Raw genomic sequence first — 18,416 nt, 5'->3', positions numbered from 1 at the left:
TCAGCGTGCTGACGGGCCGTCGGCATGCTCCATGATGTTCGGATGAGCCGAGTGACCATCCGTCCCCCCAGGCCCGCCGACGTCCCCGCGTACAAGGAGGCGGTGAACCGGTCGGCCGCGCACATCGGGCTGTGGAACCCGGTCGAGCCGGACGGGCTGCCGGACCTGTTGCAGCGTCAGGGGCCGGGCCTGCGCAGCTACCTGATCGTGGACAAGGCCGACGGCGGCTTCGTCGGCAAGTGCAACGTCTCGAACATCGTGATGGGCCGGTTCTGCAACGCCGCGCTCGGCTACGACAGCTACCTGCCGTACGCCGGCACCGGCCGGATGACCGAGGGGATGCGGCAGGTGGTGGACCGCTGCTTCGCCGACCAGTCGGCCGGCGGGCTCGGCCTGCACCGGCTGGAGATCAACGTGCAGCCGGACAACGCCCGCTCCATCGCGCTGGCCCGGCGGCTGGGCTTCCGGCACGAGGGCTTCACCCCGCGGATGCTCTTCCTGGACGGCGCCTGGCGGGACCACGAGCGGTTCGCGCTGACCGCCGAGGAGTGGCAGCCGCTCGGGGCCCGGAACCAGTAGCCCGGCGGCGTTGCTGATGGATTGTCCGCTTTTCGGCCCGTATGGTCCGGTCTGTGACCGATCCCGTGCCGCCGCGCCAGAACCCGGACCAGCCCTGGCGCTCGGAGGGCGCGCCACCCCCGCCGCCCCCGGTCCCGCCGCGCCGCCGGATGCCCGGCGGCTGGGTCGGCCTGGTGCTCACCGCGCTCGCGGTCTTCCTGATCAGTGACGCGCTGCTCAGCTTCTTCGGCAACGGCGGCGGCACCACCGTCTCCTACACCGAGTTCACCAAGCAGCTGAACAACGGCAACGTCTCGAAGATCTACTCCAAGGGCGACGCGATCGAGGGCAGCCTGAAGTCGAGCGCCCCCAAGCCGGACGGCGCCAAGGGCAGCTACACCGACTTCACCACCCAGCGCCCCTCGTTCGCCGGCGACAACCTGTGGAACACCCTGCAGGCGCAGGGCGTCGAGGTGACCGCCCAGCCGGTGGTGCAGCAGCGCAGCTTCCTCGCCAACCTGCTGATCTCGCTGGCCCCGATGCTGCTGCTGGTCTTCGTCTGGCTGCTGCTGGCCCGGCGGATGGCCGGCGGCCTGGGCGGCGGACCGCTCGGCCGCAAGGCCCCGCCGAAACCGGTCGCGCCCGAGGAGGGCAAACGCACCACCTTCGCCGACGTGGCCGGGATCGACGAGGTCAAGGCCGAACTGACCGAGGTCGTCGACTTCCTGAAGAACCCCCAGGCCTACCGCAGGCTCGGCGCCCGGATGCCCGGCGGGGTGCTGCTGGCCGGCCCGCCCGGCACCGGCAAGACCCTGCTGGCCCGGGCGGTGGCCGGCGAGGCCGGGGTGCCGTTCTTCTCCGCCTCCGCCTCCGAGTTCATCGAGATGATCGTCGGCGTCGGCGCCAGCCGGGTCCGCGAACTGTTCGCCGAGGCCCGCAAGGTGGCGCCGTCGATCATCTTCATCGACGAGATCGACACCATCGGCCGCAAGCGCGGCGGCGGCAACACCATGGGCGGCCACGACGAGCGCGAGCAGACGCTCAACCAGATCCTCACCGAGATGGACGGCTTCACCGGCTCCGAGGGCGTGGTGGTGATCGCCGCGACCAACCGGGCCGACGTGCTGGACCCGGCGCTGCTGCGCCCCGGCCGGTTCGACCGGGTGGTCAACGTCAGCCCGCCGGACCGCGACGGGCGCACCGCGATCCTGGCCATCCACGCCCGCGACGTGCCGCTGGCCGAGGGCACCAGCCTGTCCGACGTGGCCAGGAGCACCCCCGGGATGACCGGTGCCGAGCTGGCCAACCTGGTCAACGAGGCGGCCCTGCTCGCGGTGCGCCGCAAGCAGGACTCGGTGGACCAGCGGGACCTCTCGGACGCCCTGGAGAAGGTGCAGCTCGGCGCCGTTCGCCCGCTGGTGATGCCGCAGGAGGAGCGCCGCCGGACCGCCTACCACGAGAGCGGCCACGCGCTGCTCGGCATGCTGCAGCCCGGCGCCGACCCGGTCCGCAAGGTCACCATCGTGCCGCGCGGCCGGGCGCTGGGCGTCACCATGTCCACCCCCGACGCGGACCGGTACTCCTACACCGAGGAGTACCTGCGCGGCCGGATCATCGGCGCGCTCGGCGGCATGGCCGCCGAGCAGGTGGTCTACGGGGTGATCACCACCGGCGCGGAGAGCGACCTGGAGCAGGTGACCAACCTGGCCCGGGGGATGGCCGGGCGGTGGGGGATGAGCGAGCGGGTCGGCCGGCTCACCGCGATCCCGGACGACGCCCAGGGCGCCTACGGGCTCTCGGCCGCCCCGAGCACGCTGGACCTGGTGGACCACGAGGCCCGCCGGATCGTCGCCGAGTGCTACGAGGACGCGCTGCGCCGGCTGCACACCCACCGCGCCCAGCTGGACGCGCTGGCCGAGGCGCTGCTGGCCGCCGAGACCCTGGACGAGGCCGAGGCCTACCGGGCGGCCGGCATCGCGCGGACCGGCCCGGGCGCCGAGGGCTCCTGAACGGGCGTCAGGCCCGCACCGCGAGCAGGTACTCGGCGCTGAACGGCAGCCAGACCGAGCCGTCCGGCCGGGCCAGCGGGTGCAGCGCCTCGGCCAGCTCCTTGGCCACCGGCTGCTCGCCCGCGAAGGCGGCCGCCGCGTCGAACCAGCCGGTGGCCAGCAGCCCGCGCACCGCGCCCGGCAGGTCCGGGTAGCCGAACGGGCAGTCGGCCCGCCCCCGGCCGAGCACCCGCAGCCCGGCACCGGCGGCCAGCCCGCCCGGCCCGCCGGCCGGGTCCAGCGGGTCGGCGGTGCGCCGGCCGCCGAACCGCGCCGCGACCCGCAGCGCCGCCCGGCCCGGGCCGTCCTCGGGCGCGGTCAGCCCGGCGAGCACCAGCACCCCGCCGGGCCGGGCCAGCCGCACCGCCGAGCGCACCGCGCGGCGCGGGTCCGGGCCGAGCCGCAGCGGCTCGAAGAGGGTGACCACGGCGTGCGCCGTCCGGGTGCCGGCGGCCACGGCGTCGGCGGGACCGGCCGCCACCGACAGCCCGCGGGCCCGGGCCAGTTCGCGCAGCTGCGGGTCGGTCTCCTGCCCCGCCACCCGGGCGCCGCGGCCGGCGGCCAGCAGCAGCGCCAGGCCGGAGCGGCAGCCCAGCCCGAACAGGCTGGTCGCCGGGCCGACCGCGAGCCGCTCGTGCACCGCCTCGTAGAGCGGCACCATGGTGCGCTCCTGGATCTCCGCCCAGTCCCTGGCCCGGCACGGCGGCCGGGGCGGGGTGTCCGAGGCGAACTGCGTGGCGGTGCCGTGAGCCGGAGCCATGTCTGGTCGGCCTCCCATCGGGTCCGTTCGGGTTCGGATGACGGTGTCCCCCCAGTGGTGCGCCCCCCGCTCCAGGGAACCGCCGCGCGGTCCCGGCGTCCAGAGGAGCGCGCCGGAGCGTCGGCCTCCACCGGCGTGCGCCCTGGGGTGATATCGATTCACGTTCCGGCCCGCCCACGCCGTACGATGCGGCCCATGGCAAAGGCTCCCGTTCTCACCCCCCAGGCGGACGACTTCCCGCGCTGGTACCAGGATCTGATCAACAAGGCCGAACTGGCCGACAACGGTCCGGTGCGCGGCACCATGGTCATCCGACCGTACGGCTACGGCCTGTGGGAGCGGATGCAGCAGGAGATGGACGCGCGGATCAAGAAGGCGGGCGCGCAGAACGCCTACTTCCCGATGTTCATCCCGCAGTCCTACCTGACCCGTGAGGCCGAGCACGTCGAGGGCTTCGCCCCCGAGCTCGCCGTGGTCACCCACGGCGGCGGCAAGGACCTCGAAGAGCCGGTGGTGGTCCGGCCCACCTCCGAGACCATCATCAACGAGTACTTCTCCAAGTGGGTGCAGAGCCACCGCGACCTGCCGCTGCTGATCAACCAGTGGGCCAACGTGGTCCGTTGGGAGCTGCGCCCGCGGGTCTTCCTGCGCACCACCGAGTTCCTCTGGCAGGAGGGCCACACCGCCCACGCCAGCTACGAGGACGCCCGCGACTACGCGTCGATGATCCACACCGACGTCTACGGCGACTTCATGACCAACGTGCTCGGCATCGACGTGGTGCTCGGCCGCAAGACGGTCAAGGAGCGGTTCGCCGGCGCCATCAACACCCTCACCCTGGAGGGCATGATGGGCGACGGCAAGGCGCTGCAGATGGGCACCAGCCACGAGCTGGGCCAGAACTTCGCCAAGGCCTTCAACACCACCTACCAGCTGCAGGGCGCCGAGCGCGAGTACGTCTGGCAGACCTCCTGGGGCGTCTCCACCCGCATGGTCGGCGGCCTGATCATGTCCCACGGCGACGACAACGGCCTGCGGGTGCCGCCGCGCCTCGCCGCCGTGCAGGCCGTGGTGCTGGCCATCAAGGGCGACGACGCGGTGATCGCCAAGGTCCGCGAGATCGGCGCCAAGCTGGAGGCCGCCGGCATCCGCACCGTGGTGGACGACCGCACCGACACCCCGTTCGGCCGCCGCGCCGTGGACTGGGAGCTCAAGGGCGTGCCGCTGCGCATCGAGGTCGGCCCGCGCGACCTGGAGGCCGGCACCGCGATGCTGGCCCGCCGGATCCCCGGCGGCAAGGAGCCGGTGCAGATCGACGCCCTGGCCGCGCTGCTGCCCGGCATCCTGGAGGAGGACCAGGCGCAGCTGCTGCGCGAGTCCCGGGAGCGCCGCGAGTCCCGCACGGTGGACGTCAAGACCATCGAGGAGTGCGTCGAGGCCGCCGCCACCGGCTGGGGCCGGATCTCCTGGGCCGACCTCGGCCCGGAGGGCGAGACCAAGCTGGCCCAGCAGGGCGTCTCGGTGCGCTGCCTGGTGGCCGCCGACGGTTCGGTGCCGACCTCGTACGACCAGGACGGCAATATCGCGATTGTCGCGCGCGCGTACTGAATAGGTGACGGTGTCCCGTCTACTGGTCAGTCAACTCCCAGTAGGCGCGAACTAGCGGTACGGTGTACGGCCCGTGGCCCTGTCATAAATGACGGCGGCCGCGGGCCGTGCAGGACTCAGCGAACGACTGGGTCGAGGATTCGGCGGCCCCGGCGAGCAATCGACGGGTGCAGACACCGGAGGGGGTTGGTCTTGCGTCAGATTTCGATTGCTCAACGCGGGCAGCAGCACGCCCAGCTGAGAGTTTCCCGGGAAATGCCCGGAAGCGCTCAGGAATGGAACGCCGGAACCGATTCCCTCGTTGGTATAGCGTGAGCACGACACAGCCTCTCGTCCTCGCGGCCGAACTGGCCGCCGCCTGGAGCGACATCCAGGCCTACCACCGGGACCTCCCCGACCTCGCCTCGCCCGAGGCGTTGATCGGCGAGTCCTCGTCGGCCTGCGGCACCACGCTCGGCTTCGAGCGGCTGCTGCACGAGGCCGCCCACGGTCTGGCCGCCGCCCGCGAGATCCGGGACACCTCCCGGGCCGGGCGGTACCACAACCGCCGATTCCTGCTGCTGGCCTCCGAGTTGGGCCTGGCCCACCCGGTCGAGCCGCACGCCAGCAGCGGCTTCTCCCAGGTCACCATGCTGGCCGAGACCCAGGAGCGGTACGCCGCGACCATCGAGCGGCTGGAGCGCGCCCTCGGCGCCCACCAGCAGGCGGTGGCCGGCTCGGCCGACGGCGGGGTGCTGCGCACCTTCCGCGGCCCGGCCGCCCGGCACGGCTCCTCGGGCGGCGGCGTCCGGGTCAAGGCGGTCTGCGGCTGCGGCCGCAACGTCCGGGTGGTGCCCTCGGTGCTGGCCCAGGCGTCGATCGTCTGCGGCGCCTGCCAGCAGCCCTTCAAGATCGCCTGACGACCGGCTCCCCCCGGCCGGGTCCCGTCCCGGTCGGGGGAGGCCCGGCCGTATGGCACAATCGATAGCTGATACCCGACAGCCAACAGGACCCTCTCTCCTACGGCTGGCGTGTCACCCGTACGACCGGCTCCCGCAACCCCACGCGGAGCGCGGTCGCGCACCCACGTCAACTTCAGGAGAATCCACTCCCGTGGCAGTCAAGATCAAGCTCAAGCGTCTCGGCAAGATCCGTTCCCCGCACTACCGCATCGTCGTCGCCGACTCGCGCACCAAGCGCGACGGCCGCGCGATCGAGGAGATCGGCATCTACCAGCCGACCTACAACCCCTCGAAGATCGAGGTCGACGGCGAGCGCGCCCAGTACTGGCTGTCCGTCGGCGCCCAGCCGACCGAGCCGGTCCTCGCCATCCTCAAGCTCACCGGTGACTGGCAGAAGTTCAAGGGCCTGCCGGCCCCGGCGCCGCTGCTGGTCGCCGAGCCGAAGACCGAGGACTTCTCGCACCTCTTCGCGAAGGCCGTCGCCGGCTTCGAGGACGCCACCACCGGTGTCGCCATCACCCCGAAGGCCAAGAAGTCGGACAAGGTCGAGGCTGACGCCGAGACCACCGAGGCCTGATCGTGATCGAGGACGCCCTCGACCACTTGGTGAAGGGCATCGTCGAGCACCCCGACGACGTGCAGGTGCGCTCGCGCAACCTGCGTCGCGGGAACACCATCGAGGTGCGGGTGCACCCCGATGACCTCGGCAAGGTGATCGGTCGCGGCGGTCGTACCGCCCGGGCGCTGCGCACCGTGGTGGGCGCGCTGGGCGGCCGCAACGTCCGGGTCGACCTGGTCGACGTGGACAACGTCCGCTGACGGTCACCGCCGTCTGCTCGGAACGGCCGGGACGCCTCGCGCGTCCCGGCCGTTCGGCTTTTCCGCAGTACGTTGAAGCACCTGAGTCCGTTGAATCACCTGAGTACGTTGAAGTACCTGTCCGTTCGCTCAGTACCAGTTCAGGAGTTGGAACCGTGCAGCTCGTCGTCGGCCGGATCGGTCGCGCCCACGGCATCCGGGGGGACGTCTTCGTCGAGGTCCGCACCGACGAACCCGAACTGCGGCTCGGACCGGGTGCGGTGCTGCTCACCGACCCGGCCAAGGTCGGCCCGCTCACCGTCGAGTCCGGCAAGGTGCACAGCGGCAAGCTGCTGATCCGGTTCGCCGGGGTCAAGGACCGCACCGACGCCGAGGCGCTGCGCAACACCATGCTGATCGCCGAGGTGGACCCGGACGAGCGGCCCGAGGAGGAGGACGAGTACTACGACCACCAGCTGATCGGCCTGGACGTGGTGCTGGCCGACGGCACCCTGGTCGGCGAGCTGACCGAGGTCGTCCACCTGCCCTACCAGGACCTGCTGACCGTGGTCAGGCCGGACGGCACCGAGGTGCTGATCCCCTTCGTCGAGCAGATCGTGCCGACCATCGACCTGGCCGAGCAGCGCTGCGTGATCACCCCGCCGCCCGGCCTGATCGACGAGGCCGAGGCCGAACTGGACGGCGGGCCGGAGCAGAACCGGTGAGCGACAGCATGCGGATCGACGTCGTCACGATCTTCCCCGAGTACCTTGAGCCGCTGAACGTCTCGCTGGTCGGCAAGGCCCGCGCCCGCGGCCAGCTCGACGTGCACCTGCACGACCTGCGCGGCTGGACCCACGACGTGCACCGCACCGTGGACGACAGCCCCTACGGCGGCGGCCCCGGCATGGTCATGAAGCCCGAGCCCTGGGGCGAGGCCCTGGACGCGGTGCTCGCCGCCGGGCCCGAGGGCGAGGTGCCGACCCTGGTGGTGCCCACCCCCAGCGGCGTGCCGTTCACCCAGGAACTGGCCCAGGAACTCGCCCAGCGCCCCTGGCTGGCCTTCGCCCCCGCGCGCTACGAGGGCATCGACCGCCGGGTGATCGAGGAGGCGGCGACCCGGATGCCGGTGGTCGAGGCCTCGATCGGCGACTACGTGCTGGCCGGCGGCGAGGTCGCGGTGCTGGTCATGGTGGAGGCCGTGGCCCGGCTGCTGCCCGGGGTGCTCGGCAACGCCGCCTCGCACCAGGACGACTCCTTCGCCCCCGGCGCGATGGCCGACCTGCTGGAGGGCCCGGTCTACACCAAGCCCGCCGAGTGGCGCGGCCGCGAGGTGCCCGAGGTGCTGCTCAGCGGCAACCACGGGAAGATCGCCCGCTGGCGCCGCGAGCAGGCCTTCGCCCGCACCCTGGCCAACCGCCCCGACCTGGTCGCCCGCTGGCGGCTGGAGGGCTTCGACAAGAAGGAGCGCGCGGCCCTCGACGTGCTCGGGCTGCGCTGGGACGCGGAACTCGGCCGATTTCACTCCGTGACCGGGGCTGTGGAAGAATAGGCGGCTGTTGTCTGTCGCCCGGCTCCCGCGAGGGGGTCAGTGGACCGGTGTCCCCGCCACGGGGGAGCCGCCGCCAGCCGAAGCGACCCGCAACAGACCCCATTGTTGACGAATTTCCGTGGGCGGCCCGTGGCGCCTGCGATGGAGAGCATCATGAGCAACAAGCTCGCTGCTGTCGACGCGGCCTCGCTGCGCACCGACATCCCGGCGTTCCGCGCCGGTGACACCCTGAAGGTCCACGTCCGGGTCATCGAGGGCAACCGCTCCCGTGTCCAGGTCTTCCAGGGCGTCGTCATCCGCCGCCACGGTGCGGGCATCGGTGAGACCTTCACCGTCCGCAAGGTGAGCTTCAACGTCGGCGTGGAGCGCACCTTCCCGGTGCACACCCCGATCGTCGAGAAGATCGAGGTCGTCACCCGCGGTGACGTCCGTCGCGCCAAGCTGTACTACCTCCGTGACCTGCGCGGCAAGGCCGCGAAGATCAAGGAGAAGCGCGACCGCTGAACCGTGGCCCCCGGCGCTGCCCGGGGGTTCAGCACGCTCAGAGTCGGCCGCTAAGCTTCGGCCCGATGAGCAGCCACGAACCGATCGCGGACCGCGACGGCACGCCCGCACCCTCCGGGGAGCGGGAGCCGTCGCGGTCCGCGGCTGTTTCCGGCGCCGTCGCCGAGGCGCCGCCGGCCGACGAGCCGTCAGCCGACGAGTCGTCAGCCGAGGGGGGCGCCGAGGACGGCCAGGGCTGGTTCGGCTGGGGACTACGCGACCTGGCCAAGCTGCTCGCCGTGGTCGTCGTGGTGCTGCTGCTGGTCAACGCCTTCGTGGCGCAGCCCTTCTCGGTGCCCTCCGCCTCGATGGAGAACACCCTGCGGCCCGGCGACCGGGTGCTGGTCAACAAGCTCGCCTACCAGTTCGGCGGCACCGTGCACCGCGGCGACGTGGTGGTCTTCGACGGCACCGACTCGTTCGTGCCGGGCGGCGACAACGACCCCGGGATCGGGGCCGACCTGCGCAAGCTGGGCGAGGCCGTGGGCATCGGCCCGTTCGACGGATCGATCTTCGTGAAGCGGGTGATCGGCGTCGGCGGCGACCGGGTGACCTACCGGGCCGGCGCCCGGGAGCTGACCGTCAACGGCGTCGCGCTCCCGGAGACCGACTACCTCTTCCCCGGCGACGCGCCCTCCAGCGTCGGCTTCGACGTCCAGGTGCCGCCCGGCGCGCTCTTCGTGCTCGGCGACCACCGCAGCGACTCCCGGGACTCCCGCGACCACCTCGGCGACCCCGGCGGCGGGTTCGTGCCCGTGCGCAAGGTGATCGGGCGGGCCGACCTGGTGCTCTTCCCGATCGGCCACTGGCGCACCCTGGACCGCCCCGCCGGCTTCGCCGCCATCCCCGCCGCAGGGGGGAGCGGTGCGCATGGGGAGCAGGGCTAGGGCCGCGACCGAACCACCCGCCCCCAGCGCCGGGCCGCCGGCCGGCCGCGGCCGGGCCGAACGCCGCCGCACCGCCCGCCGGGCGGGGCGCCGCGGGCGCAGGTCGATGCTGCGCGAGCTGCCGCTGATCGCCGTGGTGGCACTGGTCATCGCGCTCGTGCTCAAGACCTTCTTCGTCCAGGTGTTCGTCATCCCGTCCGGCTCGATGGAGCAGACCATCGCGATCGGCGACCGGGTGCTGGTGGACAAGCTCACCCCGTGGTTCGGCAGCACCCCGCAGCGCGGCGACGTGGTGGTCTTCAAGGACCCGGGCGGCTGGCTGGAGCAGGGCCACGCCCCGGACACCGACGGGCCGGTGGTGGACGGCGTGAAGACCGCCTTCAGCTGGGTCGGCCTGCTGCCCTCGGCCGACGAGCAGGACCTGATCAAGCGGGTCATCGGAGTGGCCGGTGACCGGGTCGCCTGCTGCGACCAGCAGGGCCGGATCACCGTCAACGGCACCCCGATCGACGAGCCCTACCTGGCCGCCGGCAACCCGCCCTCACGGCTCGCCTTCCAGGTGACCGTGCCGCCCGGGCGGCTGTGGGTGATGGGCGACCACCGGGACGTCTCGGCCGACTCGCGCTACCACATGTCGGGCCCGGACCAGGGCACGGTGCCGGTCGGCAACGTGATCGGCCGGGCGTTCATGATCGGCTGGCCGTTCGACCGGATCCACACGCTCGCACGGCCGAGCTACCCACGGGCCGCTGCCGGGGCACCGGCGAAAATCCCGCGGCCCGGGCCGGATCCCCTGCAATCCTCACTCGTTATGGGGATGTTGGGCGCAGCTGCGACCGTACGCCGACGGCGGCGCCGAGCAGGGCCGACGGCCCGCGGGCTCCGCCCGCCCGCCGTGTGGGATGCCGGGGACGGGCCGCCCGGAGTGATAGAGAAGTGCAGGAGAAGCAGGCGTGGTGCCCGCTGTGCGGCACTTTCGACCGCGGACGAGGGTCGTCCGCACAGCAGGGAGGAGAAGTCGTGGGGGATCTGGTGATCGGTACCCGCGGCGCCGGCGAGCCTGAGGGCTCCGGGCGCGCGGACCAGTCCGCCGGTTCGTCCGGCCCGGCCGGACCGGCCGACGGGCACGGCGGACCACAGGACGCGGCCGGACCGCACGGCGCGGACCTGCCCGAGGAGGACGGCGGCGCTCCGGAGCCGCAGCCCGGAGCCGTCGGCGCGGGCGGCGGGGACGAGCCGCCGGTCCGCGAGCTCGGCGAACCGCGGAAGGAGCGCAAGCCGCGGTCCTTCTGGAAGGAGCTGCCGATCCTGCTGGGCATCGCGCTGGTCCTGGCGCTGGTCATCAAGACCTTCTTCGTCCAGGCCTTCTCGATCCCCTCGGAGTCGATGCAGAACACCCTCCAGGTCGGCGACCGGGTGCTGGTGGACAAGCTGACGCCCTGGTTCGGCGCCAAGCCGGACCGCGGCGAGGTCGTGGTCTTCCACGACCCGGGCGGCTGGCTCAACGAGGTGCCCACCCAGCAGAGCTCCAACGCGGTGGTGCGCGGGCTGCAGGACGTGCTGAGCTTCATCGGCCTGATGCCCTCCGCCAACGAGAAGGACCTGATCAAGCGGGTGGTCGCGGTCGGCGGCGACACCGTCGAGTGCGACGGCAACGGCCCGCTCAAGGTCAACGGCGTGGCGCTGAACGAGCCGTACGTCTTCGACAGCAACCCGGAGTTCGGTGCCTGCGGCAACCGGCCGTTCGGCCCGGTCAAGGTGCCCGCCGACCACGTGTGGGTGATGGGCGACCACCGGGACGACTCGCTGGACTCCCGCTACCACATGGACCAGCCGGGCGGCGGCGCCGTGCCGGACGGCAACGTGGTGGGCCGGGCGTTCGTGGTGGCCTGGCCGCTGAACCACTGGTCGACGCTCTCCGTGCCGTCCACGTTCAGTCAGAAGGGCATCTCGGCGGCCGGGTTCGCCCCGCCGGCGCTCGGTGCGGCCGGTGCGCTGCCGGTGGCCTGGTGGCTGCGCCGGCGGCGCAAGGGCTAGCCGGGGCGGGAAGGGTCGACCGGGGCCGGACGGGCTGACCGGGGCCGGACGGGTCGAGGACCGCCGAACGCAGTGGCGGGCGACTCTTGCGCGGGCCGTGGTACCGACGAGTAATCTGCTCGGACGTGCCACGGCCCGCCGCCGTGTCCGCCCCTCGCACCCAGGACGGTGACCATGAGCAGCCTCGCCGAAGGAGCCACCGGCACCGGCGCGGCCGACCGGCCCGCCGTCGCCGCCCGCCGGCTGGGGGGCGTGCTGCAGGGCGTCGCGCTGGCCCTCGGCCTGCTGCTGCTGGTCGGCGGATTCGCCGGGATCGCCGTGCTGTACCGCCCCTACGCGGTGCCGACCGGCTCGATGGAGCCCGGCATCCTCGCCGGGGACACGGTGCTCGGCCGCACCGTCTCCGGCAGCACCGTCGGGCGCGGCGACGTGGTGGTCTTCCAGGACCCCGTCTGGGGCAACGAGACCCTGGTCAAGCGGGTGGTCGCGGTCGGCGGCGACACCGTGGCCGGCGACGTGCGGGGCGGGATCACCGTCAACGGCACCCGGATCGCCGAGCCCTACCTGGAACCCGCCGGGCCCGCGCCGGCCGGCGACGCGTTCAGCGTGACCGTGCCGGCCGGGCGGCTCTTCGTGCTCGGCGACAACCGCACAGGCTCGCTGGACTCCCGGGTGCACCTCGACCAGGACCTCGGCACCGTGCCGGACTCGGCGGTGAAGGCCCGGGTGGAGGCCACCGTCTGGCCGTTCGCCCGGTTCGGCCCGCACCACCCGACCGACGCCTTCGCCGCCCTCGGCCGTCCGACGGCGGGTCGGCCCGGACCGCTCGAACCGCTCTTCTGGGCGTGCGTCGGCGGAGCCGCGCTGATCGTGCTGACCTCGCTGACCGGGCCGGTGGCCGCGCTCGGCCGGCGGCTGCGCGGGAGCCGCTGAGATGGCGCACGAGGAGGACGCCGAGACGCCCGACGGGCTGCGCCGGCGCACCGCCGCCCGGGTGCTGCTGCTGGACGGGCAGGACCGGGTGCTGCTCTTCCACGGCTTCGACCCGGCCGAACCGGGGCGCACCTGGTGGTTCACCCCGGGCGGCGGGCTGAAGCCCGGCGAGCCGCCGCGCGAGGCGGCGCTGCGCGAGCTCGCCGAGGAGACCGGGCTGACCGGGGTCGAGCTCGGGCCCGAGGTCGCGGTCGACGTCGCCCGGTTCAGCTACGACGGGCGGCCCTACGAGCAGCGGCAGGTCTTCTACCTGGCCCGCACCGCGAGCGCGCGGGGTGCCCGGCCGGACAGTTCCGGCGCGGAGGACGAGGAACGCGCCCAACTCGCCGAGTCGCGCTGGTGGACGGTGGCCGAACTGCGCGCGACCGCCGAACAGGTCTATCCGGCGGCGCTCGCCGAGCTGCTCGCCGGGTTGCTGGAGGACGGGCCACCAGTCGCCCCGGTCGCCCTCTGACCGGGGGTTCGGTGGTTCACAATGGGGTGGGACCTGACGAGCTGAGGGGACGCCTGCATGAGTGCGGAAGATCTCGAGAAGTACGAGACCGAGATGGAGCTCAAGCTCTACCGGGAGTACAAGGACGTCGTCGGTCTGTTCAAGTACGTGATCGAGACCGAGCGCCGGTTCTACCTGACCAACGACTACGAGCTCCAGGTGCACTCGGTCCAGGGGGAGGTGTTCTTCGAGGTCTCGATGGCCGACGCCTGGGTCTGGGACATGTACCGGCCGGCCAGATTCGTCCGCAAGGTGCGGGTGCTGACCTTCAAGGACGTGAACATCGAGGAGCTCGCCAAGAGCGATCTTGAGCTGCCGTCGGACGAGGTCGGGTTCGGGAGCTGACCTCCGGGAGCCGACCTGCGGGGCTGACCTTCGCGAGCTGACCTCCGGGAGCTGACTTTTTGGGGCAGGTCTGCGGGCGCGGGTCCTCGGAAGTCGGTCCGGGTTGTCCACAGGGGCGGGGTTGTCCACAGGCCGACGGTTCGTGATGGACCGTCGGCCCGCCGCGCGGGAGCCTCCCAGCGGAGGTGATCGCCGTGCGGAACGCACTGCAGGCCCTCGGCCGGTACGGCGAGGAGGTGGCCGCCCGCCGACTGGAGCAGGACGGCCTGAGGATCCTGGAGCGCAACTGGCGCTGCGCCCAGGGTGAGCTGGACATCATCGCGCTGGAAGGCGACACGGTCGCCGTGTGCGAGGTCAAGACCCGGTCCGAGCAGGGCTTCCAGCAGCCCGAGCAGGCCCTCGGCGCGGTCCGGGTCGAGCGGCTGCGCACGCTCGCCGAGCGCTGGCTGAGCGAACGCTGGCCGGGGCACTTCGCCCGGTTGGCCGCGGTCGCGGTGCCCGGCCCCGCCCCGCTGCCGCCCGGCGGGGTGCGGATCGACCTGGTCTGCGTGATCAGCCGGGCGCGCGGCGCCGCCCGGGTGGAGCACCTGCGGGGGGTGGTCTGAGATGGCCTTCGCGCGGACCTGCTCGGTCGCCCTGGTCGGGGTGGACGGCGTGGTGGTCGAGGTGCAGGCCGACCTGGAACCCGGGATCGCCGCGTTCACCCTGGTCGGATTGCCGGACAAGGCACTCAGCGAGGCCCGCGACCGGGTGCGGGCCGCGGTCTCCAACAGCGGCGAGAGCTGGCCGCAGCGCAAACTCACCGTCGGGCTCAGCCCCGCCTCGGTGCCCAAGAGCGGCAGCGGCTTCGACCTGGCGGTCGCCTGCGCGGTGCTCGCGGCGGCCGAACGGCTGCCCCCGCCCGCCATCGCCGACCTGCTGATCATCGGTGAGCTGGGGTTGGACGGGCGCGTCCGGCCGGTGCGCGGGGTGCTGCCCTCGGTGCTGGCCGCGGCCGAGGCGGGCTACCGGCAGGTGGTGGTGGCCGAGCAGACCGCCGCCGAGGCCGCGCTGGTGCCGGGGATCTCGGTGCTCGGGGTGCGCAGCCTGCGGCAGCTGATCGCGGTGCTCACCGACGAACCCGTGCCCGAGGAGCCGCCCGACGCGGCGATCGGCGGGCCCGACCCGCTGATGGCCGGCCTGCTGCTGCCCGGCGCGGCGGTGCGGCGCGGCACCGCCGGCTTGGCCTACGGGCCCGACCTGGGCGACGTCGCCGGGCAGTACGAGGCCCGGCAGGCGCTGGAGATCGCCGCCGCCGGCGGCCACCACCTCTACCTCAAGGGGCCGCCCGGCGCCGGGAAGACCATGCTGGCCGAGCGGCTGCCCGGGCTGCTGCCGCCGCTCACCAGGGCGGAGGCGCTGGAGGTGACCGCCGTGCACTCGGTGGCCGGGCTGCTGCCGCCCGGGCGCCCGCTGGTCGACCTGCCGCCCTACTGCGCCCCGCACCACTCGACCACGATGCCCGCGATCGTCGGCGGGGGCAGCGGACTGCCCCGCCCCGGCGCGGTCTCGCTGGCCCACCGGGGCGTGCTCTTCCTGGACGAGGCGCCCGAGTTCCCGGTCCGGGTGCTGGACGCGCTGCGGCAGCCGCTGGAGGCCGGGGAGGTGGTGATCGCCCGGTCGGCCGGATCGCTGCGGCTGCCCGCCAACTTCCTGCTCTGCCTGGCCGCCAACCCGTGCCCGTGCGGGCGTTACTCGCGCCGCGGCGAGGGGTGCGACTGCACGCCGGCCATGGTGAACCGGTACCAGGCCCGGCTCTCCGGGCCGCTGCTGGACCGGGTCGACCTGCGGGTGCAGGTCGAGCCGGTGACCAAGGTCGAGCTGCTGGAGCGGGACCGGTTCGCCGAGCGGACCGAGGTGGTGGCGGCGCGGGTGCGGGAGGCTCGGGAGCGGGCGGCGCGGCGGTTCGACGGCACGCCCTGGCGGACCAACTCGCAGGTGCCGGGCCACGAGCTGCGCACCCGGTGGCGACCCGGACCGAGCGCGCTGGCCGAGGTGGAGCGGGAGATGGACCGGGGGATGCTCACCGCGCGGGGCCTGGACCGGGTGCTCCGGGTCTCCTGGACGGTGGCCGACCTGGCGGGCCGGGACGCGCCGGGGGCCGTCGAACTGCGCACCGCGCTCGCGCTGCGCCGGGGGTTCCCGGCTGGTGCCCGCTCCTTCGGGGGCGCGACGTGACCGAGCCGCAGATGACGGAGTTGCAGATGACGGGGCGACAGACGACGGCCGGTCAGCCCGATCGGGGCGGGCGCGAGCGCGCGTCCGCCGAGGAGCGGCTCGCCAGGGCCGCGCTCAGCCGGGTGGTGGAGCCCGGTGGCGCCGCGGTCGGGCGCTGGCTGCTGGAGCGGTCCGCCGTCGAACTGGTCCGGGTGCTGCGCGACGGCGCCGGGCACCCCCGGCTGCGGCTCGACCAGGCCCGCCGGGACACCCTGCGCCGCCGGCTCGCCACCGTCGACCCGGCGGCCGATGTGGCCGCAGTGGCGGAGCTGGGCGGCCGGTTCCTGGTACCGGGCGATCCGGAGTGGCCGGGCCAGCTGGCCGATCTCGCGGAGGGCGAGCCGATCGGGCTCTGGGTGCTGGGCACCGGGTCGCTGCGGCTGCTGGCGCTGCGCTCGGTGGCGGTGGTGGGCTCCCGGGCCTGCACCGAGTACGGCTCGCACGTGGCCGCCGAGCTCGCGGCCGAGCTGGCCGAGCGTGGCTGGGTGGTCTGCTCCGGCGCGGCCTACGGGATCGACGCGGCCGCCCACCGGGGCGCGCTGGCGGTCGGCGGGATGACGGTCGCGGTGCTGGCCAACGGGGTGGACGTGCGCTACCCGCGCGGCAACAGCGAGCTGATCGACCGGATCCGGGCGCAGGGGCAGCTGGTCAGCGAGCTGGCGCCGGGCGAGCACCCGAACCGGTTCCGGTTCGTGCTGCGCAACCGGGTGCTGGCCGCGCTCACCCGGGGCACCGTGGTGGTCGAGGCCGCCCGGCGCAGCGGCGCGCTCAGCACGGCGCACCGGGCGCTCGCGCTGAACCGGCACACCATGGGCGTCTGCGGGCCGGTCACCTCCGAGCTGTCCGCCGGGGTGCACGAGCTGCTGCGCGGCGGCGCGACCCTGGTGACCAGCGCGACCGAGGTGATCGAGCTGATCGGCGCGATCGGCGCCGACCTCGCCCCGCCGCACCACGAGCAGCCGCGCCCCCGGGACCTGCTGCACGGTCCGGCCGCCGACCTGCTGGAGGCGATGCCGGGAGGTCCGGCCGGGGCCGGGCCGGGCGAGCTGGCGGTGCGCACCGGACGGACCCCGGACCAGGTGCTCAAGCTGCTCTACGAGCTCTGCTCGCTGGGGTTCGTCCAGCGCGTGGGGTCGCACTGGAGGGTGATCCGCTGACTCCTGACGCACCGTCCGGGACGCGCGGTCGTTGGTGGTCGGTGGCGCGCGCGCCCGGCGTGGCGCGGCGCGCGCGTTCGGACGACGGAGTGAACACCACCGGAACGAGCGACGGCCAGGTGGTGGTAGCACAGCGCATCGACTCGATCACGCTACGCTCGCTATGGCTTCCCTATCAGCACATGACTCGGCAGAACGGCGCAGACCCACGTATGCCCACACACATTCCCGGACACAGGGGGACCAGTGCCGGCCGGCCCCCGGGGGCATCCGGCACCGAGGCGCGCACCGGCGGTGACGTGCAGCCGGTGCTGCCGGCGAAGGCCGACGGGGCGGGCGGCGCGGGCCAGCGGTCCGCCTCGACCGGCCTGGTCTCGGTCCCGCCGCCGAGCCGGGGCGCGCGCCGGCGCACCGAACCACCGGCGCCACCCCCGGCGAGACTCCCCGCGCCCGCGCCACCACCACCGCCCGCCGCACCACCCCCGACCGCTTCGACCGCCCCGGTCACCGAGTCCCACGCCGCGCCCGCGCCCGCTCCCACCCCCGTGCCCCCCGCCGCCGCGCCGCGCGCCGCCCCCGCCCCGCAGGCAGCCGAGCAGCGCAGTGCGCTGGAGCAGCTCTGGCGCTCCTACAAGGCCACCGCTGACCCGAGGCTGCGCGAGCAGCTGATCCTCCACTACTCACCGCTGGTCAAGTACGTGGCCGGCCGGGTCGGAGTCGGCCTGCCCGCCAACGTCGAACAGGCCGACTTCGTCTCTTCCGGTGTGTTCGGTCTGATCGACGCGATCGAGAAGTTCGACCCGGATCGCGCGATCAAGTTCGAGACCTATGCGATCAGTCGGATCCGCGGAGCGATCATCGACGAGCTCCGCGCGCTCGACTGGATCCCGCGCTCGATCCGCCAGAAGGCGAAGGCGGTCGAACGGACCTACGCGGCCCTGGAGGCCCGACTGCGCCGCACGCCGTGCGAGCCCGAGGTGGCCGCCGAGATGGGCATCCCGGTCGAGGAGCTGCACGCGATCTTCAGCCAGCTCTCGCTGGCGAACGTGGTGGCGCTGGACGAACTGATGCACTCCGCGGGCGAGGGCGGTGAGCGGCTCAGCCTGATGGACACGCTGGAGGACACCGGGGCCGAGAACCCGGTCGAGGTGGCCGAGGACCGCGAGCTGCGCAAGCTGTTGGCCCGCGCGATCAACACCCTGCCGGACCGCGAGAAGACCGTCGTGACGCTCTACTACTACGAGGGCCTGACCCTGGCGGAGATCGGTCAGGTGCTCGGCGTGACGGAGAGCCGGGTCAGCCAGATCCACACCAAATCGGTGCTCCAGCTCCGGGCCAAGCTCTCCGACCTGCGCTGACTTCCGGAGGCCCGGTGGCGGTGGGCTGAGAACCTGAGCCGCCACCCCCGCCGAGCGCCGCGGCAGCAGGCTCGCCGCCCCG

The 18,416-nt window shown here is 73.5% G+C and carries 20 protein-coding genes; 19 read left to right on the top strand and 1 reads right to left on the bottom strand.

The window, feature by feature from the left end:
- Positions 1–42: 42 nt before the first annotated feature.
- Both FHX73_RS07645 and ftsH read left to right on the top strand, forming a co-directional pair.
- On the top strand, positions 43–579 hold the full coding sequence (locus tag FHX73_RS07645) for a GNAT family N-acetyltransferase (protein ID WP_145904260.1): 537 nt from the start codon (positions 43–45) through the stop codon (positions 577–579).
- 53 nt (positions 580–632) lie between these two features.
- Positions 633–2,567 carry an ATP-dependent zinc metalloprotease FtsH gene (ftsH, locus tag FHX73_RS07640; RefSeq protein WP_145904259.1) on the top strand — a complete coding sequence of 645 codons (1,935 nt, stop codon included), beginning with the start codon at positions 633–635 and terminating at the stop codon, positions 2,565–2,567.
- A 7-nt stretch (positions 2,568–2,574) separates the two neighbouring features.
- On the opposite strand, the gene FHX73_RS07635 is transcribed toward ftsH, so the two are convergent.
- Positions 2,575–3,366: a class I SAM-dependent methyltransferase gene (locus tag FHX73_RS07635; RefSeq protein WP_145904258.1), complete on the bottom strand. Its 792-nt coding sequence runs from the start codon at positions 3,364–3,366 to the stop codon at positions 2,575–2,577.
- Positions 3,367–3,561: 195 nt separating this feature from the next.
- Between FHX73_RS07635 and proS the strand changes: the two genes are divergently transcribed.
- The 17 genes from proS to whiG all read left to right on the top strand — a co-directional run bounded on the left by proS (position 3,562) and on the right by whiG (position 18,334).
- A complete protein-coding gene (gene proS / locus FHX73_RS07630) occupies positions 3,562–4,974 on the top strand; it encodes a proline--tRNA ligase (protein WP_145904257.1) in 1,413 nt (470 codons plus the stop codon).
- 311 nt (positions 4,975–5,285) lie between these two features.
- Positions 5,286–5,873, top strand: a complete 588-nt coding sequence (locus FHX73_RS07625; protein ID WP_101382368.1) for a hypothetical protein — start codon at positions 5,286–5,288, stop codon at positions 5,871–5,873.
- 193 nt (positions 5,874–6,066) lie between these two features.
- Entirely contained in the window at positions 6,067–6,492 is a 426-nt protein-coding gene (gene rpsP, locus FHX73_RS07620; RefSeq protein ID WP_145904256.1) for a 30S ribosomal protein S16, read from the top strand.
- Positions 6,493–6,494: 2 nt separating this feature from the next.
- Positions 6,495–6,734: an RNA-binding protein gene (locus FHX73_RS07615; protein WP_101382370.1), complete on the top strand. Its 240-nt coding sequence runs from the start codon at positions 6,495–6,497 to the stop codon at positions 6,732–6,734.
- A 155-nt stretch (positions 6,735–6,889) separates the two neighbouring features.
- The gene (gene rimM, locus FHX73_RS07610) at positions 6,890–7,438 is read left to right on the top strand and encodes a ribosome maturation factor RimM (RefSeq protein WP_145904255.1); all 549 of its coding nucleotides are present in this window, start codon (positions 6,890–6,892) and stop codon (positions 7,436–7,438) included.
- 8 nt (positions 7,439–7,446) lie between these two features.
- The gene (gene trmD / locus FHX73_RS07605) at positions 7,447–8,265 is read left to right on the top strand and encodes a tRNA (guanosine(37)-N1)-methyltransferase TrmD (RefSeq protein ID WP_145908140.1); all 819 of its coding nucleotides are present in this window, start codon (positions 7,447–7,449) and stop codon (positions 8,263–8,265) included.
- Positions 8,266–8,418: 153 nt separating this feature from the next.
- On the top strand, positions 8,419–8,769 hold the full coding sequence (gene rplS / locus FHX73_RS07600) for a 50S ribosomal protein L19 (RefSeq protein WP_145904254.1): 351 nt from the start codon (positions 8,419–8,421) through the stop codon (positions 8,767–8,769).
- A 65-nt stretch (positions 8,770–8,834) separates the two neighbouring features.
- Positions 8,835–9,695, top strand: a complete 861-nt coding sequence (gene lepB / locus FHX73_RS07595) for a signal peptidase I (RefSeq protein WP_145904253.1) — start codon at positions 8,835–8,837, stop codon at positions 9,693–9,695.
- Complete coding sequence (gene lepB, locus FHX73_RS07590) at positions 9,679–10,731, top strand: signal peptidase I (protein WP_145904252.1); 1,053 nt, start codon at positions 9,679–9,681, stop codon at positions 10,729–10,731. The genes lepB (FHX73_RS07595) and lepB (FHX73_RS07590) overlap by 17 nt, the downstream gene beginning before the upstream one ends.
- Positions 10,716–11,732: a signal peptidase I gene (gene lepB / locus FHX73_RS07585; RefSeq protein WP_145904251.1), complete on the top strand. Its 1,017-nt coding sequence runs from the start codon at positions 10,716–10,718 to the stop codon at positions 11,730–11,732. The genes lepB (FHX73_RS07590) and lepB (FHX73_RS07585) overlap by 16 nt, the downstream gene beginning before the upstream one ends.
- Positions 11,733–11,906: 174 nt before the next feature.
- A complete protein-coding gene (gene lepB / locus FHX73_RS07580) occupies positions 11,907–12,665 on the top strand; it encodes a signal peptidase I (protein WP_145904250.1) in 759 nt (252 codons plus the stop codon).
- A gap of 1 nt (position 12,666) precedes the next feature.
- Positions 12,667–13,179, top strand: coding sequence for an NUDIX hydrolase (locus FHX73_RS07575; protein WP_145904249.1), 513 nt, complete (start codon positions 12,667–12,669; stop codon positions 13,177–13,179).
- Between the two features lie 57 nt (positions 13,180–13,236).
- Entirely contained in the window at positions 13,237–13,563 is a 327-nt protein-coding gene (locus tag FHX73_RS07570; protein ID WP_145904248.1) for a DUF2469 domain-containing protein, read from the top strand.
- Positions 13,564–13,757: 194 nt separating this feature from the next.
- Positions 13,758–14,168, top strand: coding sequence for a YraN family protein (locus tag FHX73_RS07565; RefSeq protein WP_425461367.1), 411 nt, complete (start codon positions 13,758–13,760; stop codon positions 14,166–14,168).
- A gap of 1 nt (position 14,169) precedes the next feature.
- On the top strand, positions 14,170–15,780 hold the full coding sequence (locus FHX73_RS07560; protein ID WP_145904246.1) for a YifB family Mg chelatase-like AAA ATPase: 1,611 nt from the start codon (positions 14,170–14,172) through the stop codon (positions 15,778–15,780).
- Between the two features lie 26 nt (positions 15,781–15,806).
- A complete protein-coding gene (gene dprA, locus FHX73_RS07555; RefSeq protein ID WP_246213409.1) occupies positions 15,807–16,976 on the top strand; it encodes a DNA-processing protein DprA in 1,170 nt (389 codons plus the stop codon).
- Between the two features lie 545 nt (positions 16,977–17,521).
- Positions 17,522–18,334 carry an RNA polymerase sigma factor WhiG gene (whiG, locus tag FHX73_RS07550; protein WP_145908138.1) on the top strand — a complete coding sequence of 271 codons (813 nt, stop codon included), beginning with the start codon at positions 17,522–17,524 and terminating at the stop codon, positions 18,332–18,334.
- Positions 18,335–18,416 lie beyond the last annotated feature (82 nt).

Origin of the sequence: Kitasatospora viridis, from assembly GCF_007829815.1 — a bacterium.
GTDB classification, from domain to species: Bacteria; Actinomycetota; Actinomycetes; order Streptomycetales; family Streptomycetaceae; genus Kitasatospora; species Kitasatospora viridis.
Note: the sequence above shows the minus strand (reverse complement) of the source record. Positions and strands in the feature narration are given on the sequence as shown.

Coding starts and splice junctions, on each gene's coding strand:
- FHX73_RS07645 (WP_145904260.1), top strand. CDS start 43: ATGAGCCGAGTGACCATCCGTCCCCCCAGGCCCGCCGACGTCCCCGCG.
- FHX73_RS07635 (WP_145904258.1), bottom strand. CDS start 3,366: ATGGCTCCGGCTCACGGCACCGCCACGCAGTTCGCCTCGGACACCCCG.
- proS (WP_145904257.1), top strand. CDS start 3,562: ATGGCAAAGGCTCCCGTTCTCACCCCCCAGGCGGACGACTTCCCGCGC.
- trmD (WP_145908140.1), top strand. CDS start 7,447: ATGCGGATCGACGTCGTCACGATCTTCCCCGAGTACCTTGAGCCGCTG.
- rplS (WP_145904254.1), top strand. CDS start 8,419: ATGAGCAACAAGCTCGCTGCTGTCGACGCGGCCTCGCTGCGCACCGAC.
- lepB (WP_145904253.1), top strand. CDS start 8,835: ATGAGCAGCCACGAACCGATCGCGGACCGCGACGGCACGCCCGCACCC.
- lepB (WP_145904252.1), top strand. CDS start 9,679: ATGGGGAGCAGGGCTAGGGCCGCGACCGAACCACCCGCCCCCAGCGCC.
- lepB (WP_145904250.1), top strand. CDS start 11,907: ATGAGCAGCCTCGCCGAAGGAGCCACCGGCACCGGCGCGGCCGACCGG.
- FHX73_RS07575 (WP_145904249.1), top strand. CDS start 12,667: ATGGCGCACGAGGAGGACGCCGAGACGCCCGACGGGCTGCGCCGGCGC.
- FHX73_RS07570 (WP_145904248.1), top strand. CDS start 13,237: ATGAGTGCGGAAGATCTCGAGAAGTACGAGACCGAGATGGAGCTCAAG.
- FHX73_RS07560 (WP_145904246.1), top strand. CDS start 14,170: ATGGCCTTCGCGCGGACCTGCTCGGTCGCCCTGGTCGGGGTGGACGGC.
- dprA (WP_246213409.1), top strand. CDS start 15,807: ATGACGGGGCGACAGACGACGGCCGGTCAGCCCGATCGGGGCGGGCGC.